The organism is Pseudomonas sp. FEMGT703P (assembly GCF_002786345.1).
In the GTDB taxonomy this organism is placed as follows: domain Bacteria; phylum Pseudomonadota; class Gammaproteobacteria; order Pseudomonadales; family Pseudomonadaceae; genus Aquipseudomonas; species Aquipseudomonas peli.
Genome location: NZ_PGCM01000010.1, coordinates 607,107 through 631,468, shown reverse-complemented (window position 1 = coordinate 631,468; position 24,362 = coordinate 607,107). Strand labels below are relative to the sequence as shown.

General features: G+C 58.9%; 22 protein-coding genes and 1 pseudogene. 10 read left to right on the top strand and 13 right to left on the bottom strand.

Going from position 1 to position 24,362, the window contains the following annotated elements; genetic code table 11:
- Positions 1–67 precede the first annotated feature (67 nt).
- From CUR33_RS16485 to CUR33_RS16475, 3 genes are all read left to right on the top strand, one after another.
- Positions 68–2,086, top strand: coding sequence for a ribonucleoside triphosphate reductase (locus CUR33_RS16485; RefSeq protein ID WP_448703172.1), 2,019 nt, complete (start codon positions 68–70; stop codon positions 2,084–2,086).
- Positions 2,087–2,115: 29 nt separating this feature from the next.
- Positions 2,116–2,265, top strand: coding sequence for an anaerobic ribonucleoside-triphosphate reductase (nrdD, locus tag CUR33_RS16480; RefSeq protein ID WP_090253914.1), 150 nt, complete (start codon positions 2,116–2,118; stop codon positions 2,263–2,265).
- Positions 2,266–2,348: 83 nt separating this feature from the next.
- Entirely contained in the window at positions 2,349–3,086 is a 738-nt protein-coding gene (locus CUR33_RS16475) for an anaerobic ribonucleoside-triphosphate reductase activating protein (protein WP_420875462.1), read from the top strand.
- Between the two features lie 6 nt (positions 3,087–3,092).
- Here the strand turns inward: CUR33_RS16475 and CUR33_RS16470 are convergent, their stop codons facing one another.
- Genes CUR33_RS16470 through CUR33_RS16455 form a run of 4 tightly spaced genes read right to left on the bottom strand, consistent with a single transcriptional unit; the run spans position 3,093 to position 6,232 of the window.
- The gene (locus tag CUR33_RS16470; protein WP_090253911.1) at positions 3,093–4,460 is read right to left on the bottom strand and encodes a 4Fe-4S binding protein; all 1,368 of its coding nucleotides are present in this window, start codon (positions 4,458–4,460) and stop codon (positions 3,093–3,095) included.
- Positions 4,457–5,302: an FTR1 family iron permease gene (locus CUR33_RS16465; RefSeq protein ID WP_090253908.1), complete on the bottom strand. Its 846-nt coding sequence runs from the start codon at positions 5,300–5,302 to the stop codon at positions 4,457–4,459. The genes CUR33_RS16470 and CUR33_RS16465 overlap by 4 nt, the downstream gene beginning before the upstream one ends.
- A 24-nt stretch (positions 5,303–5,326) precedes the next feature.
- Entirely contained in the window at positions 5,327–5,653 is a 327-nt protein-coding gene (locus CUR33_RS16460; protein ID WP_090253905.1) for a cupredoxin domain-containing protein, read from the bottom strand.
- A gap of 45 nt (positions 5,654–5,698) precedes the next feature.
- Positions 5,699–6,232, bottom strand: coding sequence for an iron transporter (locus tag CUR33_RS16455; RefSeq protein ID WP_090253903.1), 534 nt, complete (start codon positions 6,230–6,232; stop codon positions 5,699–5,701).
- 192 nt (positions 6,233–6,424) lie between these two features.
- On the opposite strand from CUR33_RS16455, the gene CUR33_RS16450 reads away from it, so the two are divergent.
- Both CUR33_RS16450 and hemN read left to right on the top strand, forming a co-directional pair.
- Complete coding sequence (locus CUR33_RS16450) at positions 6,425–6,652, top strand: hypothetical protein (protein WP_269381714.1); 228 nt, start codon at positions 6,425–6,427, stop codon at positions 6,650–6,652.
- Positions 6,649–8,034, top strand: coding sequence for an oxygen-independent coproporphyrinogen III oxidase (hemN, locus tag CUR33_RS16445; RefSeq protein ID WP_289240326.1), 1,386 nt, complete (start codon positions 6,649–6,651; stop codon positions 8,032–8,034). Before CUR33_RS16450 ends, hemN begins: the two co-directional genes overlap by 4 nt.
- 78 nt (positions 8,035–8,112) lie before the next feature.
- Here the strand turns inward: hemN and CUR33_RS16440 are convergent, their stop codons facing one another.
- From CUR33_RS16440 to CUR33_RS16430, 3 genes are all read right to left on the bottom strand, one after another.
- Entirely contained in the window at positions 8,113–8,790 is a 678-nt protein-coding gene (locus tag CUR33_RS16440; RefSeq protein WP_289240325.1) for a ParA family protein, read from the bottom strand.
- Positions 8,791–8,873: 83 nt separating this feature from the next.
- The gene (locus CUR33_RS16435) at positions 8,874–9,176 is read right to left on the bottom strand and encodes a hypothetical protein (protein WP_289240308.1); all 303 of its coding nucleotides are present in this window, start codon (positions 9,174–9,176) and stop codon (positions 8,874–8,876) included.
- Between the two features lie 8 nt (positions 9,177–9,184).
- Positions 9,185–10,171 (bottom strand): integrase domain-containing protein, encoded by a 987-nt coding sequence (locus tag CUR33_RS16430; protein ID WP_167144909.1) that lies wholly within the window; start codon positions 10,169–10,171, stop codon positions 9,185–9,187.
- Between the two features lie 1,165 nt (positions 10,172–11,336).
- Here CUR33_RS16430 and pqqF point away from each other — a divergent pair.
- The 5 genes and pseudogenes from pqqF (at position 11,337) to nahK (ending at position 19,719) form a co-directional block, all read left to right on the top strand.
- The gene (pqqF, locus tag CUR33_RS16425; protein ID WP_354000953.1) at positions 11,337–13,811 is read left to right on the top strand and encodes a pyrroloquinoline quinone biosynthesis protein PqqF; all 2,475 of its coding nucleotides are present in this window, start codon (positions 11,337–11,339) and stop codon (positions 13,809–13,811) included.
- Positions 13,812–14,149: 338 nt separating this feature from the next.
- Positions 14,150–15,334 carry a porin gene (locus CUR33_RS16420; protein ID WP_167144907.1) on the top strand — a complete coding sequence of 395 codons (1,185 nt, stop codon included), beginning with the start codon at positions 14,150–14,152 and terminating at the stop codon, positions 15,332–15,334.
- Positions 15,335–15,496: 162 nt separating this feature from the next.
- Complete coding sequence (locus CUR33_RS16415) at positions 15,497–15,889, top strand: hypothetical protein (protein WP_233684619.1); 393 nt, start codon at positions 15,497–15,499, stop codon at positions 15,887–15,889.
- A gap of 94 nt (positions 15,890–15,983) precedes the next feature.
- Positions 15,984–17,138, top strand: a complete 1,155-nt coding sequence (nosP, locus tag CUR33_RS16410; RefSeq protein WP_167144905.1) for a nitric oxide-sensing protein NosP — start codon at positions 15,984–15,986, stop codon at positions 17,136–17,138.
- Positions 17,077–19,719: pseudogene (gene nahK, locus CUR33_RS16405) on the top strand (hybrid sensor histidine kinase/response regulator NahK/ErcS'). Before nosP ends, nahK begins: the two are co-directional and overlap by 62 nt.
- Before the next feature lie 69 nt (positions 19,720–19,788).
- Here the strand turns inward: nahK and CUR33_RS16400 are convergent.
- The 6 genes from CUR33_RS16400 to CUR33_RS16375 all read right to left on the bottom strand — a co-directional run bounded on the left by CUR33_RS16400 (position 19,789) and on the right by CUR33_RS16375 (position 24,307).
- Entirely contained in the window at positions 19,789–20,343 is a 555-nt protein-coding gene (locus CUR33_RS16400) for a cysteine hydrolase family protein (protein ID WP_090252780.1), read from the bottom strand.
- A 92-nt stretch (positions 20,344–20,435) separates the two neighbouring features.
- Positions 20,436–21,101 carry a response regulator gene (locus CUR33_RS16395; protein WP_090252782.1) on the bottom strand — a complete coding sequence of 222 codons (666 nt, stop codon included), beginning with the start codon at positions 21,099–21,101 and terminating at the stop codon, positions 20,436–20,438.
- A gap of 55 nt (positions 21,102–21,156) precedes the next feature.
- Positions 21,157–21,702 carry a PQQ-dependent catabolism-associated CXXCW motif protein gene (locus tag CUR33_RS16390; RefSeq protein ID WP_090252785.1) on the bottom strand — a complete coding sequence of 182 codons (546 nt, stop codon included), beginning with the start codon at positions 21,700–21,702 and terminating at the stop codon, positions 21,157–21,159.
- Positions 21,703–21,822: 120 nt separating this feature from the next.
- On the bottom strand, positions 21,823–22,614 hold the full coding sequence (locus tag CUR33_RS16385; protein ID WP_289240323.1) for an ABC transporter permease: 792 nt from the start codon (positions 22,612–22,614) through the stop codon (positions 21,823–21,825).
- Entirely contained in the window at positions 22,611–23,345 is a 735-nt protein-coding gene (locus CUR33_RS16380; RefSeq protein WP_090252790.1) for an ABC transporter ATP-binding protein, read from the bottom strand. The genes CUR33_RS16385 and CUR33_RS16380 overlap by 4 nt, the downstream gene beginning before the upstream one ends.
- On the bottom strand, positions 23,342–24,307 hold the full coding sequence (locus CUR33_RS16375; RefSeq protein WP_167144903.1) for a YVTN family beta-propeller repeat protein: 966 nt from the start codon (positions 24,305–24,307) through the stop codon (positions 23,342–23,344). The genes CUR33_RS16380 and CUR33_RS16375 overlap by 4 nt, the downstream gene beginning before the upstream one ends.
- Between the last annotated feature and the right edge of the window lie 55 nt (positions 24,308–24,362).

Genomic DNA, 24,362 nt, shown 5'->3' with positions numbered 1-24,362 from the left:
TAGATTACACATCATGTTGTGTTTATTTCTGGTGATATAACTAGATGATGTGTTTTTGGAGGTAGTGATGCAGCTCGATAAATTAACCTTTATGCCGCAGGTATTACTCAAGCGCGATGGCAGCGAAGTCCCCTTCGACCTTCGCAAGATCGAGCGTGCCATTGACGCTGCTGGCCAGGCCAGCGGTGAGTTCACTCGTGAGGAGGTGCGTGCCCTAAGTGATGCTGTGCATGCACGCTTGATTCCGCCACATCCGCTTGATGTGGAGCGGGTGCAGGACACTGTGGAGCGAGTGCTAATGGAGGCGGGCTACTACGCGACCGCCCGCGCTTATATCGTTTACCGCGAGCGTCATGGCCGCCTGCGCCGCGACCGCCACAGCTTGATCGACGTAGCTGCATCGATGAATGAATACCTGTCACGCGAAGACTGGCGCGTGCAGGCCAACGCCAACCAGGGTTATTCACTCGGAGGCTTGATCCTCAATGTATCGGGCAAGGTCACCGCCAATTACTGGTTGGAAGAGGTGTACAGTCCGGCCATCGGCTTGGCCCATCGCGAGGCCGATCTGCATATCCACGACCTCGACATGCTCGCTGGTTACTGCGCAGGCTGGTCACTGCGTACTTTGCTTAACGAAGGCCTCAACGGAATTCCCGGGCGGGTTGAAGCAGGACCGCCGCAGCACCTGTCCAGCGCTCTGGGGCAGATGGTTAACTTCCTCGGCACCTTGCAAAACGAGTGGGCCGGTGCCCAGGCTTTCAGTTCCTTCGACACCTATCTGGCACCCTATGTGCGCAAGGACAGCCTCAGCTACGCCCAGGTACGTCAGTCGGTGCAAGAGTTCATCTATAACCTCAACGTGCCTTCACGCTGGGGTACACAAACCCCATTTACCAACCTGACCTTCGACTGGGTTTGCCCGGAGGATCTGCGTGAGCAGGTGCCCCTGATTGGCGGAGTGGAAATGCCGTTTTGTTACGGCGAACTGCAAGCCGAAATGGAGCTGATCAACCGTGCCTACATCGAAGTGATGATGGCCGGCGATGCCAAGGGCAGGGTATTCACCTTCCCGATCCCGACGTACAACATCACCCACGATTTCCCCTGGGACAGTGACAACGCAACGCGCCTGTTCGACATGACGGCGCGCTATGGCTTGCCGTATTTCCAGAACTTCCTCAACTCTGATATGCAGCCCAATCAGGTGCGCTCGATGTGCTGCCGCTTACAACTGGATGTGCGCGAGTTGCTCAAGCGCGGAGGTGGGCTGTTTGGTTCTGCCGAACAAACCGGTTCGCTGGGCGTGGTGACGATCAACTGCGCGCGTTTGGGTTATAGCTTCCGGCAGAACTGGGAGGGTTTGCTGCAGCGTTTAGACGAGCTGTTGCAGCTGGCTTATGAAAGCCTGGAGGTCAAGCGCAAGGTCATTCAACACCACATGGATAACGGCCTGTACCCGTATACCAAACGTTACTTGGGCACCTTGCGCAATCACTTCTCCACCATCGGGGTGAACGGCCTGCACGAGATGCTTCGCAACTACAGCGATGATGAGCAGGGCCTGCACACTGAAGCCGGTCGCGAGCTTTGTCTGCGTTTGCTCGACCATGTACGGGCACGCTTGGTCGAGATTCAGGAGCACAGCGGGCACTTGTATAACCTCGAAGCTACACCGGCCGAGGGCACCACCTACCGCTTTGCTAAGGAAGACCAGAAACGCTTCTTCGATATTCTCCAGGCGGGCAGCGCCGAGGCGCCGTATTACACCAACTCCTCGCAGTTGCCGGTGGGGTTTACCAGCGATCCCTTCGAAGCGCTTGAACTGCAGGATGCTCTGCAGTGCAAATACACCGGCGGCACGGTGCTGCACCTCTACATGGCCGAGCGAATTTCGTCCGCCGAGGCCTGCAAAAAATTAGTACGCACAGCCCTGGGCCGCTATCGCCTTCCGTACTTGACGGTGACTCCTACATTCTCGATCTGCCCGGTGCACGGTTACCTGGCCGGCGAACATGAGTTCTGCCCGAAGTGCGATGAAGCTTTGCTGAACAAAAAGTCCTGCTGCGGTGCCTGCGGCGGCTAACTATTTCCCCCACAACAAGGAGTATCACCATGAGCACTGCCCAGCAATTACCAGAAGCCCAACGCCAGCGCTGTGAAGTCTGGACCCGCGTGATGGGTTATCACCGTCCGGTGACAGCCTTCAACCTCGGCAAGCAGTCGGAGCACCGTGAGCGTCGGCATTTTGTCGAGTCCAAATAAGTCTAAGTAACCTGCCGCCGCCCGTTCAGCGCATTTCTCATGCGCGTGAGCGGGCGGCGTTTTGCGTCCAGCAAGGAGGTTGTATGAGTAGCCCCTGTCAACAGTCTGGCTCACCTGATGCACTGGAAACGCCAATCCGAATCGGCGGCCTGCTGCCCATGACGACCCTCGATTACCCCGGTCATCTGGCCTGTGTGTTGTTTTGTCAGGGCTGTGCCTGGCGCTGCAGCTATTGTCATAACCCGGAACTGATCCGCGCACGCGTACCCACCGATATTAGTTGGCAACAGGTGCTGAGCTTTCTACGTAAACGCCGTGGTTTGCTCGAGGCTGTGGTGTTCAGTGGCGGTGAGGCGACCCTGCAAAAATCCCTACCGGACGCCATGCGAAAGGTGCGTGAGTTGGGCTTCAAGGTGGGCCTGCACAGCGCGGGAATCAAGCCGGGGGCTTTTCGCAGAATATTGCCGCTATGTGACTGGGTGGGGTTTGACGTCAAGGCGCTGGAGGACGATGTGGCGCTGATCACTGGAGTGGCGGGCAGTGGCCAGGCTAACTGGAACAGTCTGGACATACTTCTGGAAAGTGGTGTTGCCTATGAATGCCGTACCACTGTGCACTGGCAGCTGTTTGACTGTCAGCGCCTGCAGCGACTGGCCGAGCGCTTGGCCGGGCAGGGGGTGACGCACTTTGTGGTGCAGTTGGCCCGTGGGCAGAGCATGCTCGACCCCACTTTGGGCACCAGTATTACGCCTGCTGAAGCGGCGCAATTGTGGCCTTATTTACAGCAACTTTTCTCCTGCTTCGAGCTGCGTGAGGCGTGATGTGGATTACCAACCCCAGAATTGCAAGCGCCAGGCGTAACCTATCAACAGGTTGGCCAGCAGTAACGTTGCCAGTAATGGCAATCGTTGCTGAGCCGCTAGCGGGCGGCAAACCTGCCAACCCAACCATAGGCTCCAACAAATGGCCGCTAGCAATAAGCTGGCTCGGGCCGGTTGGATCCAGAGCAGCTGCAGTCCCTCGTAACGCAATAACTTAACTGAAGTGGCGGATAACCCTAGAAAAAGCCCGGCAGCGCCTAGTGGCAGCAAACAGAGACTCAGTTGTCGAGTAAATGAGTGCGACTGACCCGCGAGGCGTGTGGAAAAGTGCAAAAGAACATGCAGAGCGCCTCCAAGCAGTAGGCTACTAGCTGCTAGGTAGAGCACGATGCACAGACCGTCGAGCCATGTGAATGTATCGTTCTGGTTGGGGTAGTTAGTTAGAAGCCACCAAGGGGCATCAGCTTCCAACAGCCAGAAGATTTTCTGCTGTACCAGCCACTCAGCCATCGTTTGTTTAAGGCTTACAAACCAGGGGCTAACCGTCCACTGGAATGCGCCAATCGCAAGCCCGATGACTCCATATAACAGCAGGCACACCTCCCACGGGCGGCTGTCGCTGGCCCCATACTTAACGATTTCCTCATTACTGGATCGAGCAATCAGTTGCACCGCATCACGCTGCCCGCTGCAGCGGCCACAGGCGTGGCAGTCCGAAGCACCGCGCATGCGGCGGATGTCCAGCAGCGGCGCGCAATTGGGTGGTGGTAAATGTGGACCAGCATTGGCACGCCAGCGTTGCTCATCGACCTGGAAATGTACCGGCGCGAGTTTGGCTAGTAGGGCGAACACCCCACTTACCGGGCACAAATAGCGGCACCACACGCGCTTGCCACGGCCATATAAATAACCCACCAGCATTGCGGCGATGGTTGAACCACCGAGAATCAGCAGGGCGGCCTGGGCGTAGTCGTACACGCTGATCAACTGGCCATACAGCGTGGTGAGTAAGAAGCCGAACGTTGGCCAGCCGCCCCAACGCATCCAGCGTGGTACGCCCCAGCCTCGACCCCGTTGGCTGGCCCATTCGCTCAGCGAGCCTTCTGGGCATAAGACGCCGCACCATAGCCGGCCGAACAGCACTATCGACACCAGTACGAATGGCCACCACAATCCCCAGAAAACGAACTGGGCAAACAGCGTCAGATTATCTAACAGACGGGCATCGCCGGCGGGCATCGGCAAAAGGGCAGGCACCATCACCAGTCCCGCGTAGAACAGCACCACCAACCATTGCAGCCTGCGGATCAGCGCGCCGTTACGACGCATGGCATTCCCTAGGCTGCTGAGACGGCGGTTGACGGCGTTTTTCATGCGACTTTGCCCATCAAGGCTCTGCGCGGCGGTCGCAACAGGCTCCAGGCGAGCAGCCAGTAATAACCCAGTCCAACCACATGCAAAGCCGAAGGTCTGGCTCGGTAGCCACTGAGGTTGGACACCAGGGCGCCTATTTTACTGCCGTCGTCCAGTAGCGCCGAGGTGTCCCACATGGGGTTGCTCAGCACGGAGTAGATCATCTCCGGTAAGTCCATGGCCATCCACTGGCTACTGGCGCGATCGAGCGTGCTCATCAGCAGTGCACTGCCGAGTAGCAGTAGCAGTACTTCGCTGACCAGAAAAAACTGACGCCAGGCAATAAAGCGGCTGCCAGCTTGCAGTAAGCCAAAGCACAGCAGTCCGAGCAGCAGGCCCAGCCCAGCGCCCAGCGCCAGACTAGTGGAGTTGACAGAGGTGCTGACGCCGTAAAGGAAAATGACGGTCTCGCTGCCTTCGCGCGCCACCGCCAATGCTGCCAGCAGAGTTAGGCTGTTCAAGCGGCCCTTCTGCAGAGCCCTGTCGGCTTGATGCTCCAGTTGCTGACGCAGTTGTCCACTGTTGCGGGCCATCCAGTGCACCATCTGCAGGATCAGCCCGCAGGCGAGCAGGCTCAGCGCTGCTTGGAACCATTCCCCGCCTGGGCCACTCATCCAGTTTCCGGCCGCGGCCATCAGCGTTGCCAGCAGGCCGGCCAGTAGCAGGCCAAAACCGACGCCTGCCCACAGGTGTATCAGGGCTTGCTGCTTACCGGGTTGGCGGCGCAGCCAGGCATACAGAATGCCAATTACCAGAAGGGCCTCGACGCTTTCGCGCCAGACGATCAGCAGGGCTTGCTCCATTACGGATACCTCGAAGTGTAAGGGTCAACGAGCCTCAATCACGCCCTGCGGTAGTTCGGGATGGAACTCGTCGAAGAACAGGTAGCGTCCGGGTTTTAGTGGGTGAATAACCACGAAGGAGCTGACGCCGGGGCTGAGCACCTTCTCCACGCGCAGCGGGGTGCTCTCGAACTCGATGGGCCCATTACCGACGTTGTTGACGATTATTTTGAAGCGCTGCCCCGCGTCCACCTGCAGGCTGGCCGGGGAGAAGTGACCGTCACGGATATTCAGTTCGTAACTCGGTAGCGGTGCAGCTAACAACCCGTAGGGCAGGGCGGCGAGCAGCAGGCATAGGGCTGGATAGTGCATGCAACTCTCCCGGGTAAGGTGGCCTGTGCAGATACGCCGCATAGGTCAGTAACCGCCCTTTTTGCCGATGCCGGCGAAGATGAAGCTGTAGCTCAGTTCGCATGTGGTGAACCACGGGGCTACGCCGGTCTCCTTATCGATATGCCGGCCGAAGTGCTGCCCGTGGCTACCAGGGGCACTGACCCAATAAGTCAGCAGATAGCGGCCAGGCCCGAATAGCTTGAGGTTGTCGCCATAATGCGGTCCGTCATTGGCCACCATGGCATGGAAGTCGCCCTCAAGTACCTGGTCGCTGCCGTCTTTAGTCAGGCGATAGCGCACACTCAGGTAAGGCACAAAGCTGCCTTCCTGAAAGCCGTGGGTGTTGTTTTCTAGGGCGCTAATATCGGCTTCCATGTGCACGTCGGAGTCGATCGCAGGGCGCATCATGCCGGGCGGGTCCATTTCGATCGGCTGCAGGTACACCGCACCGACCTCCATGCCCGCACACTGCTGGGGTTCACCAATCGGGTATTCCTTGGCCTGAGCGCTGATGACGGCCAATAGGCTTGCCAGAGCCAATATGAAGCGAGGTTTCATTTATAGGTTTCCTTCGGTGTTTAAGTTGACCGAAGGATATGCATAAGAAACGCAATCAATAATGATTCTCGTCAATTTTTATCAGCAATCGCTAGCGCGGAGGAGATACCTAACTGGAGGTATGGCGCACACCGATTAAATGGTTGAGCCTAATACGCATAAAGTCCTGATTTAAAGCGCGGGAATTAGTCGATGCCGCAACGCCATATGATCGCTAATACGCTGGCCCTAATGCACCAGAACCAGCTTGCTCTAGGTGAGTCTATCCAGTTCATTTCAGCTTGGTGCCAGCACCAGGGGCTTAACGAACTGACCCTAGGGTTGCAGCCGCATATGGCTTTGCTGACACGTAATGCCCTACAAATCAACGATCGCCTGCAAGACCTGCTTGAATGTCTGCCGGCCAGCGAGCAATCATGAACCAGCCAGTGACTTTCAACCGCGCCCTGGTCGAAAAGTACGACCGGCCGGGTCCGCGTTACACTTCGTATCCCACCGCGCCTCAGTTCCATTCCGCCTTTGCCTTAGATGACTATCAAACTGCAGTTCGCCTCAGCAACACAGGCGCCGCCAAAGCATTGTCGCTCTATATTCACATCCCTTTTTGTCAAAGCCTTTGTTACTACTGCGCGTGCAACAAAATCATTACCCAGAAAACCCATCGTGCAGTCGAATACCTGGAATACCTAAAGCGTGAGATCGCCATGCAAGGTGCTTTGTTCGCGCCCTCGCGTACGCTCACACAGCTGCATCTAGGGGGGGGTACGCCCACTTATCTGACCCATGAGCAACTGGTTGAACTGATGGCTGCGTTGCATGAGGCCTTCAATTTGGATGACAGCGATAATCACGAGTTCTCCATCGAAGTTGACCCGCGCACTGTCAATACTGGGCAAATTCACCAGCTTCGTGCGCTGGGCTTCAATCGTCTGAGCTTTGGCGTGCAGGATTTTGATGCGGCCGTACAAGCGGCGGTCAACCGCGTGCAGAGTGAAGCGCAAGTGCGCGAACTGGTAGCAGCGGCCCGTGAGGCCGCATTTAAGTCTGTGAGTGTGGACCTGATTTATGGCCTGCCGTTGCAAACACGCGCCAGCTTCGGCGTGACCCTCAACAAGGTTATCGACCTGCTCCCGGATCGTATCGCTGCTTACAGCTATGCCCATTTGCCTGAGCGGGTGCGAGCACAACGGCTGATCCGGCGTGAAGACATGCCGCCGCCTGAGCGGAAAATGGAGCTACTGGAACTAACCATCGAACGCCTGACCGAAGCGGGCTACGTTTACATCGGTATGGATCACTTCGCTCTGCCCAATGACGAGCTCAGTCTGGCTCGCGAGCAGGGCACGCTACAGCGTAACTTTCAGGGTTATTCCACCCATGCCGACTGCGACTTGATTGGCTTGGGCGTGTCCTCCATCGGCAAGGTGGGCGATACCTACAGCCAGAGCGTCAAGGAACTCTCGCAGTATTACGCCCGTCTCGATGAAGGACTGCTGCCGGTCCAACGCGGTTATCAGTTAAATGCGGATGATCGCCTGCGTCGCGACGTGATCAATGCCCTGATGTGCCATGGCCGGGTGGAGTTCGCCATGATCGAAGCGCTACACGGCATCGACTTTTGCGCCTATTTTGCCGATGCGCTAAAGCAGTTACGAAGCCATGTAGACGATGGTCTGGTTCTGCTGACTGACGATCATTTGACACTGCTGCCGCAAGGCCATCTGATGATGCGCAGTGTGGCCATGGCCTTCGATGCGTACCTAGGTATGGAGAATGCTGAGCGTTTCTCACGCACGGTCTAGGTGGGGTCTGGCTATGACGATTTAGCCGTCATTCAACACAGATTTCGTGCTTATGGTACGGGTAGAGAGAAGTGACTTTCAGGCGAGCATTGGCCGCAGAGCGGTGCCGGTGAGCAGGCACGCAGTTGTCTCCGTGAGCAACTGCTGAATCTCGTTAGCTGCAAGGGGGTTCTTACTCTCGAGAACCCCCACTCCCTCGGAGATACACTCGCGATATGCCAGGCGTTGAAACCCTAATGAATTTGCTAACAGGAGGTTTTCAAACGCGCTGACATAACTGCAAAAATCACTTCGTTCACGTTGTCGAATCGTTGGATTGGTTGTCCCCATCGATTGGTAAACCCACATCTTTAATTCGGGGTTCAACGGGCGAATAGCGCGAACCTGGTCCTCTAATTCCTGCAGCGTTTCTAGGTCAAGTTGGCTGCACGCATAAGGGGAAATGACTACGTCCGCAACGGACATTGCACTGATCAGCTCAGGGCTGTTTCTGCCGGGCACATCAACGATTACAACCTGATTTTGGCAGCTTAGAACCTTCAGAGCGTCGACCAGGTTTCCTCGCCGCTGTGCGACATGAACAAGTGGTGTATGTTGCTTTTGCTGTCTTACTGAGCCCCAGTAAAGAGCTGACCCCTGCGGGTCCGCATCAACGAGCACCGCCTTGTTCATCCGGATTGCAAATGCTACGGCCAGGTTGGTGGCAAGCGTTGTTTTGCCAACGCCGCCTTTGTTGCTACCAATGACGATGATCAAATGCTGATCTCCTATGAGCTGTGATGTATGAGGTCATAGGCATCGTGTCAGGGCTTTTGAAAATGCAACTGTTGCTACAGCGACTAGGCATTTTTGGATCCGGCACGGCTTATCCAATTACCCTTAAGCCGAGGTTTCCAGTCTCGAGCTTTTCCCAGCCGCACCAAAATCACTTGCAGGGTCAGCCAATACCTATACCGAGTTTCTTGAGATGAGTTTTTGAGATGGATATCGAGGAACCAGTGGATGTGCTTGAGTCGCCATTGTTCGGGGTGATGGCGTTGCCAGCGATCGGCAATAGCCTGTTGAATGCAGGTGGTCTGCATGATGTGACGAATTTTGGTGTGAGCGGACCCTCTGAGCACTCCGCCAAGAAATGCTTTCATACAGATGCTCATGACGAGTGCTTACCCAGATAGGCGTTGGTGACATCCAGTCTTTCGTGCCCTAGCTCACGGCTGATTTTCTGTCGTGCCTCTCGATTGCTCGACTTCGATAGAACTGGTGATTCATCGTCCGATACGCACACGGGGGCCTGAACTCCAGCTAAATCCTTATAACGGCTGCAGGCATAAGCCGCGCGCAGGTCATGAAAGCGTGGTATGCCGTGGGCCTTGAGGGTATTGCGTGAGGGGTTAACTGTGCCCCTCAAAAAATCAACGTAACTTTCGGTAGGGGACAGTAAGTTTCGACTTCCTGGTGGCGAAACGCTTCTGGCGAACTCAATCACTGAAAGCACAATGTCCGTTGCGGGTACCCAGCGAGGTGCAAATGCACCGCCGCGGCCGCCCTTGCAGCCGTCCTGGATGTTGATCTCTCCAAACTTCGAGGCCTCCCGCGCTAAGCGGGGAAGGTCTGCAAGGATGGCTTCTCTCAGTCGCATACCTGTAACCCTAGCTAGCAGGATTATTGCAGCCACTCGCGGAAAGTCGGTCTTGATCAGGTCATCAATCAATGGGTTCAGGTGTTCAAAAATCATTCCGTGCGGAGCGACGGATCTGATGTGGCTGCGCTTTTCTCCGAGTACTTTTCCAATCTTGGAAATATGAACTTTGGTGTCGCCACGAAGAATCTTCATAACCACATTTACGCTGGAAATTCGATTTGTTGCCGTGCTGACGGAGATGTCACCGTTTTCTAGCAAGCCGCGAACATGGGCAGCGTACGCATAGAAAACTTCTTGGTTGATAAGACGAGCATCTGCAATTTGATGCGATGACAACAGCCAGTCGCAGAAAAGGCGGCAGCGCTCTGAATGTGCTTGCACTGTTGCGTAATGCCCATCTGCGAAATGTGTGCGGAGGCAATTTTTGATCGCGTAATGCAGCTTGCGGCCAAAGCCGAAGTTTCTACTGTCACGTGAACCGTGATTTTTTGACATGGATACTCCTTGCCTAGTTAAAGGCGAACATTCTGAAAAGTGGTTGTCCGGATAGAACGAAAAGCAGTCAGCCAACTCCCGCCGGGGATGTTTAGTGTTAACGCGATATGCGCACTGGCTGATGAGCGAAACTGTGGAGCGCCGATAGGCACTCCTTTGCAATGCATGGCCCTGAAGGCCCGAAACGGGCGGCGGGAAGGCTGGCTACCTGACAAAAACAGCCGCAAAGCTTTTTAGGTCTGCATAGCTACAGGTCTACTTGTCAGGTAGAGGTCCATTTTGGACGCAGCGTATGAGTTGGCACCGTCTAGCCTAGCTAGAAACAGGTGATTGTCAGTAGGAATGTCTGGGGCGCTGATTGGTGAAAGCTATAACCGGCGTGGCTTTGAGCTTTCCCGACCAAGGCCGTCTCTGTTTAGGGCAAGTCATCTTCTAACGACAGTCGAGACTATGGCTAGGATGGCGGTCTAAACAGCTTGTTGTCGAACTGGAATCTTTTCGGAGTAGCGATAAGACCGCGGTTATGGTCATTGACGAACGTCAGGACATCGCACCGTGACTTTAAGGCCGGAGATGAAATTGGCGTGTGATGCATGCTGAGCGCAAACAATACTGCCGCATGGTTGGCAAAATGACTCTGCCAAGGTGGTGATCACGCCTATAAGTTCCGGACGTGAACGAATTGAGGTGCTGGTGCCACCAGCTAGGGTTGATGTCCGCACATGGGTCATCATTACGAGTTAATATTTCCACGATACAGTGGGTTTTGACAAGCGAAAAAATGGCCCGATTGCGTGCTTGCTCACATCCTTGATGCTAGATGCAGAAAAAATTCACTTATGTGAACTTTATTCAGGGAAGGATGAGGACTGGTCATTAAAAAGCGTTCAAGTGGATAAAAAGTTCACTTTTGTGAACTTAAACCAGCAGTGAGCAAATGGCTGAAGCTTTGGGACACCGTTCTGGCGCATGGAAGGTTCACATTTGTGAACTTATTCCTGTGCTCAGCGTTTTGTTAACTGAGCGCGCAGTGATCGATTGAGCTGGTTTACAGGGGCGAATAGCTGCAATCGGCCTGTATTGATTAGTTCCAAAGAACTATTGTGCCTCAGCTTGATGTGGTCAATGCTGGTTCTTAAACCTACGTCCTACGGCTTTGCCCGTTATGTCCGATGTAATCGATTGTTACTCCCTCCAGAATATGAGCCCCGTTTGTTTGCGCCTAGATAACGGGTTATCAGTCAGGTTGTTCAGCCTTCCTTGGCTAAACCAATCGGCTCTGTGTTTGCAGGTACATGCCGGCAGCCATGATGAGCCGCTGGAATATCCGGGGTTGGCGCATTTTTTGGAGCACCTGCTGTTTCTTGGCAGCGCCGGATTTACCGCTGAGCAACGCCTGATGCCCTTTGTGCAGGCGTGCGGCGGCCAGGTGAATGCCACCACGCAGGCGCATTACACCGAGTATTTCTGTGAGGTACCGACCTTTTATCTGGAAGAGGCGCTGGTGCGGCTGTTGGACATGCTGGCTCGGCCGCTGCTGGAAGAGGCCGAGCAACTGCGCGAGCGAGAAGTAGTGCATGCCGAATTCATTGCCCGTAGCCAGGATGTCGACACCTTGCTTGGCGCTGCGTTGGGGCAAGCCCTGGCCGAAGGGCATCGTTGCGCTGTGTTTCAGGCGGGTAATCGCGACACGTTGCCGGTTACTGATGCAGCGTTCCAGCAGGCGCTACGGGCTTTTCATCAGGCGTTCTACCACGCTGGCAATTGTCAGTTAAGCATCGTGGCGCCGTTGTCACTGGCGGATCTCACGGCTCTGTCGCAACGCCATGGGGCGCTGCTGCCCGAGGCGCAGGCAGTCGTTCGCAGTCGGCTGGCGCCACTGTTACCGCTGCGCACTGAACGGCTGCGATTGAACCTGCCGAGTGCAGCCGCCACTCTGCATCTGGGGTTTGCCCTGGAGTTGCCTGAAGCGCGTGCGGACAGCGCACTTGATTGGCTGCTCGGCTGGCTATTGGATGAAGCGCCGGCAGGCTTGAATGCCGGCTTGCGTGAGAGTGGATTGGGCGAGGTGGCGCGTGCCCAGGTGTTGTACTGCCATGCGGGACAAGCCTTGTTGCTGTTGAGTATGCGCGGTGGTGTTGCCCCGAATGAGGCGGTGGCATTGCTGCTTGATTGGCTGGCCTTTGTCAGTGCGCAGGCCGATCCTCTGGCGTGGCATGAGGCGTATCAGCAGACTCGCCAGTTGCGCCTGTGTGGCATGACACCACTGGCGTTGGCCCGTGACTGGCAAGCTCCCGCATCTGATGATGGCGGGGCGATTTGCCAGCTGTTGCAGCAGTTGCAAGAGCCGCAGCGCCGTTGTGTGCTGCTGGCGGATGAGCGCGAGCTGCCACCCTGGCCTGGTACGGGTTTCCCCTTGAAGATGCGTGCCGAGCCGGCGCTGCCGCTGCCAGTGCTGCGTGGTCGTTGGCAGTTGCCGGCACGCAACCCCTTGCTGGCAGCGGTCGAGTTGCCGACGGTGAAGCTTGCCGTGCCTGCGGCATGGCGCTGGCTAGCGACGCCGGTTAATTACAGGGTGCCGGCGGCGGCCATGGCGGTGTGGCAGGCGCGTTGCTGTTTTGCTGAGCCATTGGGTGCGAGCGTATTGCTCAACCTGGCGCACACCGCTTTGCGGGCCGTGACCCAGCATCTGCATAACGTCGGTATCAGCCTGAGTCTGGAGGCAGAGGCCGCCAGCCTGAGTGTGCGTGTGCAAGGCAGTGCCAGGTTGATTCCCGCGGCGGTTGGTCTTTTGATGCCGGCGTTGTTGCAGCCTGCGCTGGCGCAGTGGTCGGCGCTTGCGGAGGCTGAGGCGCCGAGTATGCCGATACGCCAGTTGTTGGCGGCGTCTGCCGAGCTGATGCAAGGTCAAGCACAAGCGCTTGCGGGCGAGGTGGCTATTACGTTGCAACAGCGTTATCGCCCGATGCGCATCGAAGCCCTCGGGGTAGGGCTGGATCGCCCGGATCAGTTACGGATTGAGCGCCTGTTCAGCACCTCAGCGCTCTGGCCGTCTGCGCTCGTTGCCCCGTTGCAATCTGGCTTGTATTGGCGAACATGGACCGCGCCCGGGGACAGCGCGCTGCTGCTGTTCTGCCCGCAAGTGGATGAGTCGCCCGCTACCGAGGCCTGCTGGCGGCTGTTGGCGCATCTGCACCAGGGCGCGTTCTACCAGCGTCTGCGCAGTGAGTTGCAGCTGGGGTATGCGGTGTTCTGCAGTTACCGGCAGGTCCAGGGGCGACGCGGGTTGCTGTTCGGTGTGCAATCACCGGGGTGCAAGGCTGGAGAAATTCTGCAGCACATTCAGGCTTTTCTGCAGGCGCGCAGTGCCTGGCTGGCTGGGCTGGATCAGGCTGCATTGGCTGCGTCGATTACTGCACTGCGTGGCCAGTGGCAGGTGCAGGCGCGCAGCTGTGACGGGCTGGCCGAGCAAGCCTGGCTGGCGCACCTGGCCGGTCTTGCAGATGCACATGGCGAGGCCGTGCAACAGGCGTTGCAGTCGCTCAGCCTGGAGGCCGTGCAGCAGGCTCAGCAGGCGCTGCTTGAGGCTTCTGCGGGCTGGTACGTGCTGAGCAACGAGCCCGCGCCCGCTCACATCTAAGGGCTGCTTCTCGCCACGTTCCTTCTCTACGTTTGCGCGCCTCTCGGGTTCAGCCCGTTTGCGGACGGGTTCGTTCGCGTCCATGTATTTCTCACCCGTACCCATGCCGCCATTGTTCATCTGAGCAGGGCTTAGTCCGTCTACGACCTTGGGTGGGCATCCTTGCGGGCAGGGTCTTTGGGAGCGGCGGTCGTACACCGTTCCGACAGCTCCTCCAGGACGCGCCAAAGCAGCAGGCAATCAAGGCCATGGCAGCGTATGGCCGCTATCAGGGCTTTTCGATAATCGCCTCCGACCCGACTGACCGTTGCCGGTCGTCCCATCCAGCGGAGAGTGTTATGAACAACAACAAGATCGCCAGCACCCGATTTCTGCCTCTGACCCTGGCTGCTGCCGTCGCCATGGCGACAGCACAACATGCAGCTGCCGAGATCGTCCTGTATGACCAGGACGAAACCACCTTTTCCACCGATGGCTATATCAACGCCTTCTATGTGAGCAGCGATGTCGACCGTGAGGGCGATCAGTTTGACCGCCGCCAATCGCGGGTGAAGATGGGCTTTCTGCCCAACTGGATCGGCTTCAACTTTGGCAAGCAGATTGATGGTCTGAAACTCGGCGGGCGTTCGTCGTTCTGGGTCACCATCAACGACAGCGAAACCAACGGCACTGATACCGCCATCGACGTGCGTCAGTTCTACGGCACCGTTTCCAGCCCGGAGTGGGGCGAGGTGCTGGTGGGTAAGGACTTCGGCCTGTTCTCGCGCTCGAACATCTTCCTGGACGAACTGCTGGCCGGTTATGGCAACGTCAGCGACACCCTGGGCCTGGTGGATGGCAACGGCGTATCGTTCGGCAACATCGGCACCGGCTACCCGTATCCGTTCCCGACGTCGCAGATCACCTACCGCAACAACAACCTGGCAGAAGGCCTGCGCGTGGCCGTGGGCATCATGGACCCAGTGGACACCAACGATGACAGCGCCGTGGGCAAGTCCTACCAGGAAGAGCCGCGCTTCGAGTCCGAGGTCAGCTACCAGTTCGATGTGGGCGACGCGACCATCTACTCCTGGCTCAACGGCGCTTACCAAACCTCCGATAACACCGATAAGGCCGTCGACAGCGTGACCTCGCAAGGCCTGGGTTACGGCGTGCAGGCGAAGATGGCCGGCTTCTCGGTCACTGCGTCGGGCTTCCAGGCTGAAGGGATCAACCCGTTCTTCACCAACAACGCCGGTGAAGCCACGCTGCGCGAGATCGACAGCGAAGGCTACCTGCTGCAGGGCTCCTACACCTTCGGCAAAAACCGCGTGGCGCTGTCCTATGGCAAAACCGAGGATGACGGCAACGGCCTGGGTACGGCCGCCGACTACGAGACTCGCGGCATTGCCTACTTCCGCACCATCAACGACAACCTCAAGCTGGTGGCCGAGTACAACCAGTACGAGATCGATGCCGCCGAGGGCAGCGGTCTGGGTGAGGACACCAACACCTTCGCGGTGGGTGCCGTTCTCAGCTGGTAAGCATGCAGCACAGGCCGGGCAAACCTTGCCCGGCTTTTACCTGGAGGTTGCCATGCCCCTGGATGCCCTGCTGATTCTGCTGCCCTGCAGCAGCGTACTGCTCGCATTGCCACTCGTGCTGATGCGTTGCCTGTAACCCCACCTGACACCAAGGAAGACACCATGCTCGGTTTATGGAGTGCACATGCCCAGCAATACCTGCTGTGGCTGACTCTGGCCACCACCCTGGTCTTTGCATTACCGATTTTCTGCATCCCGCTGGTCTGGGCCCGTCTGATGGGCTGGACGCTGCCCAGCCACACCCACCTGGCGGTGTATTTCGGGCGCTGCCTGGGGGCTTTTATCCTGATTGTCGAAGCGTTGATGTTGCGCGCCGCATTGACTGGCGAGGCGATTCACACGACTTTCGAGGTGCTAGCCGCCGTGGCTGTGATGATGATCATCGTCCATATCTACGGGGCTCTACGGCGTATTCAGCCGCTCAGTGAAACCCTGGAGATCGGCTTCTACAGCGGCCTGCTGGTGCTGACACTGTTGTTCTGGCCCGCTACTTAGGAACTAGTCCTGCGCTACTCAAGTGGCATGTGGGGCGGTGGGGCGGCTTCGTAGAATAACCCCAGTAATAACCGTGTTTCTCATGGGGGCCGCGATGCCGCATACGCTTACCGAAGGTGTGGTGACCGCCACCGCCAACGCCACGGATGTCGAGCTGGTGGCGCAGGAACTGGCCCGTCAGCTGATCCACCCGCACCTTGGCTTCGTACTGTTCTTCTGCTCGGCGGAATACGACCTGCAGAGCCTGGGCGAAGCCCTGGATCAATACTTCGGCGGGATCAACCTGGTGGGCTGCACCAGTGCGGGGGAGATCACTGCTCAGGGCTATGACCGTGGCTGCGTCAGCGCCATCGGCTTTGATCACCGCAGTTTTTCGATTGCCAGCGCGCTGATCGACGAGATGGAGCGCTTCAGCCTGATCGATGCGCAACAGCTGGTTGAGCGCCTGGTCAGTGATTGCCGCAACAATGAACTGGCCACCATCAAGGGTCACAGTTTCGCCCTGACGCTGCTCGACGGCCTGTCCAGCCGCGAGGAAGTGGTGCTCGGCGCGCTGAGCGCGGCCTTCGGCAGCATTCCGCACTTCGGCGGCTCGGCCGGCGACGACAACCACCTGACCCACACCCACGTCTACTACAACGGCGAGTTCCACACAGGGGCCGCGGTGGTGGTGCTGTTCAATACCTGGCTGGATTTCGAGGTGTTCAGCACCCATCACATCCTGCCGCGCGACGAGAAGCTGGTAGTAACCCGTGCCGACAGCACCAGCCGGCGGGTCTATGAGCTCAATGCCGCACCGGCGGCGCTGGAGTATGCCGAGCTGATCGGCGTGCCGCTGGAGGCCCTCGACCATCGCCTGTTTGCCGCTCACCCGCTGGCCGTGCGTATTGGTGGCCAGTACTACGTACGCTCCATCCAGCGGGTCAACGATGACCTCAGCTTGACCTTCTACTGCGCGGTGGAGAACGGCATCGTGCTCACCGCCATGCAGCCCGGACCATTGCTGCCGGACCTGCAAGGGGTGTTCGACGGCCTGCGTGAGCGGCTTGGGCCGTTGCTGCTGACGATAGGCTGCGACTGCTTTCTGCGTCGTCTGGAAATCGAAGGGCGCGACGGGGTCGAGCCGGTGTCGGCCTTTCTGCGCAGCCAGAACGTGATCGGCTTCAACACCTACGGAGAGCAGTTCAATGGCATGCACATCAACCAGACCTTTACCGGAGTCGCCATTGGCCGTCCCGGTCGCGGCTGATGTGGCCGAGCTGCAAGCCCGTTGCCTGGAACTGGAGCGGCAGAATGGCAAACTCCGGCAGATCAACAGCGCACTGATCGAGCGGGTCGAATCGGTGCATTCACGCGGTGACGATGCCTACGCCGCGTTCCAGCATTCGGTGGTGCTGGCCGAGCAGGTGCGTGAGCGCACCGATGCCCTCAACCAGGCCATGGCCGAGCTGAAATCCAGCAACCAGTTGCTCAGCGACGCGCGCCTGCGGGCAGAGACGGCTCACCAGCACCTGATCGATGCCATCGAAAGTATTTCCGATGCCTTCGTGCTGTTTGATCGCGAGCAGCGCATCGTGCTGTTCAACAGCCGCTTCAAGTCGTTCTGGGCCGGCAGCCGGGCGCGGATCACCCCCGGCACGCGCCTGACCGAGATCAAGCGCCTGAGCAAGAGCACTGGCCTGGTGGTCGAGGAGCAGCGCGGCAATCGCGACGACAACATGCTCTACCGCCTGCAGGACGGCCGCTGGGTGCAGGTCAGCGAACGGCCGACTCGCGAGGGCGGGCTGGTGATCCTCTACACCGACATCACCGAGGTCAAACTCAACGAAACCATGCGCCGCGAGCAAGCCCTGGCGCAGAAGTCGCGGTTATTGCAACGGGCCATGGACAACCTGTCCCAAGGCATGGCCATGGTCAATGCCGAGGGCCAGCTGGAGTTGTGGAACCACCGTTTTCTCGACCTCTGCGGCCTGGCGCCAATCAGTGCCCATCGGCCGTTTGCCGAGGTAATGGCCGAGAGCGAGCTGGAACTGCTGACGCCGGCCAGTCGCGATGCCAACGGTCGGCTGATTGCGGAGCTGGAGTTGTGCCTGTTCGATGGGCGCATGCTGGAGGTGCGCACCCATCCGCTGCCCACCGGCGGCTTCGTCAACACCTTCACCGACATCACCGAGCGCCACCGCCATGCCAAGGCACTGAGCGAAAGCGAGCGCTGGATTCGCCTGATCACCGACCATGTGCCAGCGCTGATTGCTTACCTCACGGCGGATCTGGTCTACCAGTTCACCAACAAGGTTTACGAGGAATGGTACTGCTGGCCCCGTGATGCGATGCTCGGGCAAAGCCTGCGGGTGGTGCACAGCGAAGAGCATTGCCGGCGGCTGGAGCCGTTTATCGAACGGGCGCTGTCTGGCGAAAGCGTGACCTTTGAATTTGCCGAAACCAATCACCATGGTCAGGAGCGCTACATGCTGCGTTCCTATGTGCCCAACCGTCAGGCCAGCGGTGAGGTGGTCGGCATCTTCGTGCTGATCCGCGACATCACCGAACGCCGGCGTACTGCCGAAGCCCTGCATCAGGCCTACCAGCACCTGGAACAGCGGGTGCGTGAACGCACTGCCGAACTGACCGATCTGAACACCCAGCTGCGCCGCGAGATCGATGAGCGCACGCAAATGGAAGCCCGCCTGCGTGAGGCCAAAGGCGAGGCGGAGCAGGCCAACCTGTCGAAGACCAAGTTTCTTGCTGCCGTCAGCCACGACCTGTTGCAGCCGCTCAATGCGGCGCGGCTGTTTACCAGTGCACTGCTGGAAAAACGCGACCTCGCCGACAGCGCCGCCCTGGTGCGCAATGTCAGCAACTCGCTGGAAGATGTGGAAAGCCTGCTTGGCACCCTGGTGGATATTTCCAAACTCGATGCCGGGGTGATCAAGCCGGATATCGCTCCGTTCGCGGTTGGCGAACTGTTGGAAAACCTGGCCGCCGAATACCACCAGATCGCCGGCAGCGAAGGCCTGCGCCTGGACTTCATCCCCAGCTCGGCGCTGGTGCGCAGCGATATTCAGTTGCTCGCGCGGATTCTGCGCAACCTGCTCAGCAATGCCATCCGTTACACCTCCAGCGGGCGCATCTTGCTGGGTTGCCGGCGGCGCCGGCAAAGCCTGTCGATCGAGGTGTGGGACACCGGTATCGGCATCGCCGATGACAAACTCGGCGAGATCTTCCAGGAGTTCAAACGCGGTGATGTCAGCCACCGCAAGCAGGACCGTGGCCTGGGGCTGGGCCTGGCGATTGTCGAGAAGATCGCCCGCATGCTCGGCCACCGCATTCGCGTGACCTCGCGCCAGGGTAAGGGTTCGATGTTCGCCATCGAAGTGCCGTTGACCAGCCTCGCGCCGCGTGCCCGTGCCGTGCAGGAAGCGCCCAACCCGCTGGTGGAGCGGCTTAGCGGTTCGCGCATCTGGGTGCTGGATAACGATGCCGCCATCTGTGCCGGTATGCGCACGCTGCTGGAAGCCTGGGGCTGTCAGGTGGTGACGGCCTTGTCCGAAGAGGACCTGGCACGCCAGGTCGACAACTTCCATGCCGATGCCGACCTGCTGATCGCCGACTACCACCTCGATGACGACCACAACGGTGTTGATGCCGTGGCGCAGATCAACGCCCGTCGCAGCTCACCCTTGCCCGCGTTGATGATCACCGCCAACTAAAGCAACGAACTCAAACAACAGATGCGTGAGCTGGGCCATACCCTGATGCACAAGCCGGTGCGACCGATGAAACTGAAGACGGCGATGAGTCATTTGCTGGATCGCGGCGCGGCTGGCTAGGGTTGGTTGCCGTTTCGTTCGTGGATGCACCGGCCGGAAAAGCAGGCCGGTGCATATCGCATCTGATGGTTACGCCAGATCACCGAGCAGGGCGTCGGTGGTGTCCACCTTGGCATAAGCGAACGCCAGTGCGGCCATATAGGCGGCGTGTACCTGGCTGGCCGGCACGCTCACCCCGTTGAACTCCAGGGCCAGGGTGGCGCAGGCGTCATGCGCGACCGCACAGCTGTAACCGAAGTCATGTGCGGCGCGGGTTACGGCGTCGATGCACATGTGGCTCATGGCCCCGCAGATAAGCACCTGACTGGCTCCGGCCTGGTCGAGCACCTGTTTGAGCTCGGTATCACGAAAGCTGTTGATCTGCTGCTTGATCAGCACGGCCTCGCCCGGTTGCTCCTGCACCAGTGGGTAGACCTCGGCACCCTTGGAGCCTGGGGCGAAGAAGGGCGCATCGCTGCTGGCGAATACATGGCGCACGTGCACCACCGGCAAGCCCTTGGCGCGAAACGCGGTGAGCAGGCGTGCGGCATTGGCGGCGGCCGCTTCGCTGCCTTCGAGCTGCCATTTGCCACCTTGGAAATAGTCATTCTGCAGGTCGACGATGATCAGTGCTGTTTTAGACATGCGCTAAGCCTTGTAGTGAGAGCGTGAGGTGAGTAGTAGCTGGCGACTCGACGCCCTCCGTGGGCGTTGCCGCATATGGCTGTGGGTGCGGTTCAGCGGCGCAGATAAGCGGCGAAGTCGATATCCCCGGCCGAGAGAATGGCCTGTACCCGGTTGTGCACATTGAGCTTGCGCAGGATGGCCGAGACGTGGGCCTTCACCGTGGTTTCGGCGATGTCCAGGCTGTAGGCGATCTGTTTGTTGGACTCGCCCTTGGTCATGCGTTCGAGTACCAGCAGCTGTTTGCGGGTCAGTGCCTGCAGCAGTTCCGGCGGGAAGCTGTGGTGGTCGGCGTGGCTGCGCTGCGAGCCGCTCTTCTGCGTGCGGATGATGTCCGGCGGCAGGTAGACGTTGCCGTTGAGAATCTGCTGGATGGCATCGGTCATCTGCGCCCGTGGCGAGGACTTGGTGATAAAACCGACCGCGCCGTAGGTAATCGCCTGCAGGACGATCTGTTTGTCCTGCTCGGCCGAGACGATCACCACTGGAATGGTCGGCGCCTCGTTGCGCAGGTTAATCAGCCCGCCCAGGCCGTGCATGCCAGGCATGTTCAGGTCGAGCAGGATCAGGTCGAGGTCGTCATGTTCCTGGGTCATTACCAGGGCGCTGTCGAGATCGGCAGTTTCCATGATGTTGCTGCCGGGGAAGCCGTCACTGATGACGTTGTGGATGGCTTCGCGAAACAGCGGGTGGTCATCGGCAATCAGAATTTTGTACATGGCCTTATCACCTCGTTGTTTTGATTATGGTGGGGTTGCAGCCGTAACGCATGGTTTAACGCAGCAAGGGCAGTGGTTGTGCGGGTATCAGGGGCAGGCCGGCCTGTTGCCAGGCGTCGATGCCGTCACGGTACCAGTACAGGTTGGTGTAACCCAGATGATGGGCGCGTTTTACCGCATTCCAGCCCAGCCAGCAGTCGGAGCGGCAGTAGAACACCAGCGGCCAGGCGCGATTGCCCTGGCTGGCCTGGGCCAGGCTGCGCTGGAAGTAATTCTGCCACTGCGGACTCAGCTCACCGTCGCCGGTATTGGCCAGCCACAGGCTGTTAGGCAGGTTGGCGTGCACTTCATCCTCGATGAACTGGCCGTGCAGCCATTGCTGGCGATAAACGTCGATCAGCCGAGTGCCAGGCTGTTCACGCAGCAACTGCTGCAGGGCAACGGTGTCCAGGGTGCGTGCGTGTTCGTGGGTCAGCGGTGTGGGGCTGCGGTAATGGCTGAGGCGGTAGCCATCGGCAGAAAACAACGGGGTATCGGCCAGTACGGCGCTGGTCGGTAGCAGGCTGGCAAGCAATATCAGGGCCTTTGGCCAGTGTTTCATCGCCTTTGTTCTCGATTCTTTTTATGGATCTATTACAGGGCAATGCCGATGCTTTGGGAATTCTACGTTGGAGATGAAAACCAGTACCAAAGTAGTAGATATGCGTGGTGCCTGATATGCCTAGCTGCCTTTGCGCAGGGCTGCATGTTGCGGGTTGAAGGTCAGCACCGCGAGCGCTGCGAACAGCAGGGTTAGGCCCAGACATACGGCCAACGCCAGGGGGCTGAAGCGCAGGTAGAGGGCAAAGCGCACCAGTTCCACGGCATGGGTGAAGGGGTTGAGGGCGCACAGCCAGTACAGCCACTCGCTGGCATCGCGCATCTTCCACAACGGATAGAGCGCTGATGAGAGGAAAAACAGCGGGAAGATGACGAAATTCATCACCCCGGCGAAGTTCTCCAACTGGCGGATGCCATTGGACAGCAGCAGGCCGAGGGCGCTGAGCAGCAGAGCCACCAGCAGCAACGCCGGCAGCGCAGCGAGCAGGCCCCAGACGGGCGGTTGCACGCCGTAGAACCAGGCAATGGCGAGAAAGGCGTACACCTGCAGCAGTGAGATCAGGGCAATCGCCAGCAGTTTGCTGGCAAGTAGAAAGGCCCGTGGCAGTGGGCTGGTCAGCAGCACACGCATGCTGCCCATTTCGCGGTCGTAGACCATCGACAGAGAACCCTGCATGCCGTTGAACAGCAGGATCATACAGGCCAGCCCCGGCACGATATAGGTTTCGTAGGTGATGTAGGTGTCGTAGGGCGCGATGATGGCGATGCCCAGCGCCGCGCGAAAGCCAGCGGCGAACACCAGCAGCCACAGCAATGGCCGCACCAGAGCGCTGAAGAAGCGGCTGCGCTGCAGCACGAAACGCAGCCATTCGCGTTGCACGATGCCTTGCAGGCAATACCAGTAGGCATTCATCGACCAACCTCCATCGGTTGTGGTGCTGGCGCAGTGAGTCGGTTGAAGCTGGCGGCCAGATCATCACCCAGTTCGCCGGCTGGGCCCTGGGCGACCAGGCGGCTGCGGTTGAGAACCAGCAGGTCGTCGCCCGTCGCTATTTCATCGAGCAGGTGGGTGGTCCACAGCACCGCCAGTTGCTGTTCGCTGCACAGCGTGCGCACATGCTGGTTCAGCGCCAGACGGCTGGCCGGGTCGAGGCCGACGCTGGCTTCATCAAGCAGCAGCAGGCGTGGCCGATGCAGCAGGGCGCGGGCTATCTCGACGCGACGGCGGTGGCCACCATTCAGCGCGCGGATCTTCTCGTGGCGGCGTTCGCCGAGTTGCTGGCGGGCCAGTTCCTCGTCGATGCGCGCGCCGGCTTCGCGTTTGCCCAGACCATGCAGCGCGGCGTGGTAGGCGAGGTTCTGCTGCACCGACAGGTCCAGGTCCAGGGTGCTCTGCTGGAACACCACACCCAGTTGGCGCAATGCCTGGCGCGGCTCGCAGCGCAGGCTGTGGCCGAAGATGTGGATGTCGCCGTGTTGCAGGTCATAAAGCCGGGTGAGCAGGGCGATCAGCGTCGACTTGCCCGCACCGTTAGGCCCCAGCAGTGCGCTGAAGCTGCCCGCCGCTACATTGAAGCCGACCTCCTGTAACGCCTGGCGTGGGCCGTAGGCGAAGCTCACGCCCTGTACCTGGAGTGCACTCATGGCGTGACAACCACGCCCCAAGGGTAGCGGCCGACCTTGATCGACTTGGTCACCTTGAGGCTGTCGACATCGATCACCGACACATCACCGCTGACCCCGTTGGTGGTCAGCAGGCGTTTTTGATCTGGAGTGAACGCCATATGCCAGACACGGCGGCCGACCAGCAGGTAATCGAGCACCTCATAGGTTTTGGCATCGACCACGGCCACATGGTTGGCCGGGCCGAGGGCGACAAAGGCGTACTTGCCATCGTCGCTCAGCTTGACCCCGACCGGCTGGACCTTGTCCGGGTGCACGCCCTTGATCTGGAAGTTCAGCACCTTCTCGATCTGCCGGCTGGCCACATCGATCACGCTGACTGTGCCGCCGATCTCGGCTGAAGCCCACAGGCGTTTGCCGGTCTTGTCGAATTCGACATGGCGGGGGCGTTGATCGACCAGGGTGTTGTCCACCAACTGCTGGGTGCTGGTATCGATCCAGTGCAGCATGTTGGTGGTTTCGCTGGTGTTGACCGCCCATTTGCCATCGGGGCTGACAGCCATGCCTTCCGGCTCGACGCCGACGTCGATCTGCGCCAGCACTTCGTCGCTCTGGGTGTCGACCACGGTCACCAGTGCATCGTCCTCGTTGGAGATGTACAGCCAGCGGTCGTTGGGGTGCAGGGCGAACTGCTCGGGGTCGGCGCCCGAGGGTAGTTCCTTGATTATGGTGCGGGTGGCCAGGTCCATCACCTGTACCCGGTCCGAGTCGCTGGCGCAGATGTACAGCAGCTTGTTGTCGGAAGACAGCAGCAGGCCGCGCGGCCGCATGCCTACTTCAAGGGTGGCGGTGACCTCAAGGCTGTCCAGATCAATCACGCTGATGCTGTCGTCTTTCTCGTTGGACACATAGGCGGTGGCCGCCAGGGCGGTGTGGCTGGTCAGGCCAAGGGCAATGGCGCAGGCAAGGTGAGTCAGGCGCATGGGGTTGATCCTCTTGTTGTTTTGGGCTGCAAGTTGTGTGGGTGGTGCGCACGGC

Bases quoted from the DNA above. Each gene is read 5' to 3' on its own strand.
- CUR33_RS16485 (WP_448703172.1), top strand. From the start codon at position 68: ATGCAGCTCGATAAATTAACCTTTATGCCGCAGGTATTACTCAAGCGC.
- nrdD (WP_090253914.1), top strand. From the start codon at position 2,116: ATGAGCACTGCCCAGCAATTACCAGAAGCCCAACGCCAGCGCTGTGAA.
- CUR33_RS16475 (WP_420875462.1), top strand. From the start codon at position 2,349: ATGAGTAGCCCCTGTCAACAGTCTGGCTCACCTGATGCACTGGAAACG.
- CUR33_RS16470 (WP_090253911.1), bottom strand. From the start codon at position 4,460: ATGAAAAACGCCGTCAACCGCCGTCTCAGCAGCCTAGGGAATGCCATG.
- CUR33_RS16465 (WP_090253908.1), bottom strand. From the start codon at position 5,302: ATGGAGCAAGCCCTGCTGATCGTCTGGCGCGAAAGCGTCGAGGCCCTT.
- CUR33_RS16460 (WP_090253905.1), bottom strand. From the start codon at position 5,653: ATGCACTATCCAGCCCTATGCCTGCTGCTCGCCGCCCTGCCCTACGGG.
- CUR33_RS16455 (WP_090253903.1), bottom strand. From the start codon at position 6,232: ATGAAACCTCGCTTCATATTGGCTCTGGCAAGCCTATTGGCCGTCATC.
- CUR33_RS16450 (WP_269381714.1), top strand. From the start codon at position 6,425: ATGCCGCAACGCCATATGATCGCTAATACGCTGGCCCTAATGCACCAG.
- hemN (WP_289240326.1), top strand. From the start codon at position 6,649: ATGAACCAGCCAGTGACTTTCAACCGCGCCCTGGTCGAAAAGTACGAC.
- CUR33_RS16435 (WP_289240308.1), bottom strand. From the start codon at position 9,176: ATGAAAGCATTTCTTGGCGGAGTGCTCAGAGGGTCCGCTCACACCAAA.
- CUR33_RS16430 (WP_167144909.1), bottom strand. From the start codon at position 10,171: ATGTCAAAAAATCACGGTTCACGTGACAGTAGAAACTTCGGCTTTGGC.
- pqqF (WP_354000953.1), top strand. From the start codon at position 11,337: ATGTCCGATGTAATCGATTGTTACTCCCTCCAGAATATGAGCCCCGTT.
- CUR33_RS16420 (WP_167144907.1), top strand. From the start codon at position 14,150: ATGAACAACAACAAGATCGCCAGCACCCGATTTCTGCCTCTGACCCTG.
- CUR33_RS16415 (WP_233684619.1), top strand. From the start codon at position 15,497: ATGCTCGGTTTATGGAGTGCACATGCCCAGCAATACCTGCTGTGGCTG.
- nosP (WP_167144905.1), top strand. From the start codon at position 15,984: ATGCCGCATACGCTTACCGAAGGTGTGGTGACCGCCACCGCCAACGCC.
- CUR33_RS16400 (WP_090252780.1), bottom strand. From the start codon at position 20,343: ATGTCTAAAACAGCACTGATCATCGTCGACCTGCAGAATGACTATTTC.
- CUR33_RS16395 (WP_090252782.1), bottom strand. From the start codon at position 21,101: ATGTACAAAATTCTGATTGCCGATGACCACCCGCTGTTTCGCGAAGCC.
- CUR33_RS16390 (WP_090252785.1), bottom strand. From the start codon at position 21,702: ATGAAACACTGGCCAAAGGCCCTGATATTGCTTGCCAGCCTGCTACCG.
- CUR33_RS16385 (WP_289240323.1), bottom strand. From the start codon at position 22,614: ATGAATGCCTACTGGTATTGCCTGCAAGGCATCGTGCAACGCGAATGG.
- CUR33_RS16380 (WP_090252790.1), bottom strand. From the start codon at position 23,345: ATGAGTGCACTCCAGGTACAGGGCGTGAGCTTCGCCTACGGCCCACGC.
- CUR33_RS16375 (WP_167144903.1), bottom strand. From the start codon at position 24,307: ATGCGCCTGACTCACCTTGCCTGCGCCATTGCCCTTGGCCTGACCAGC.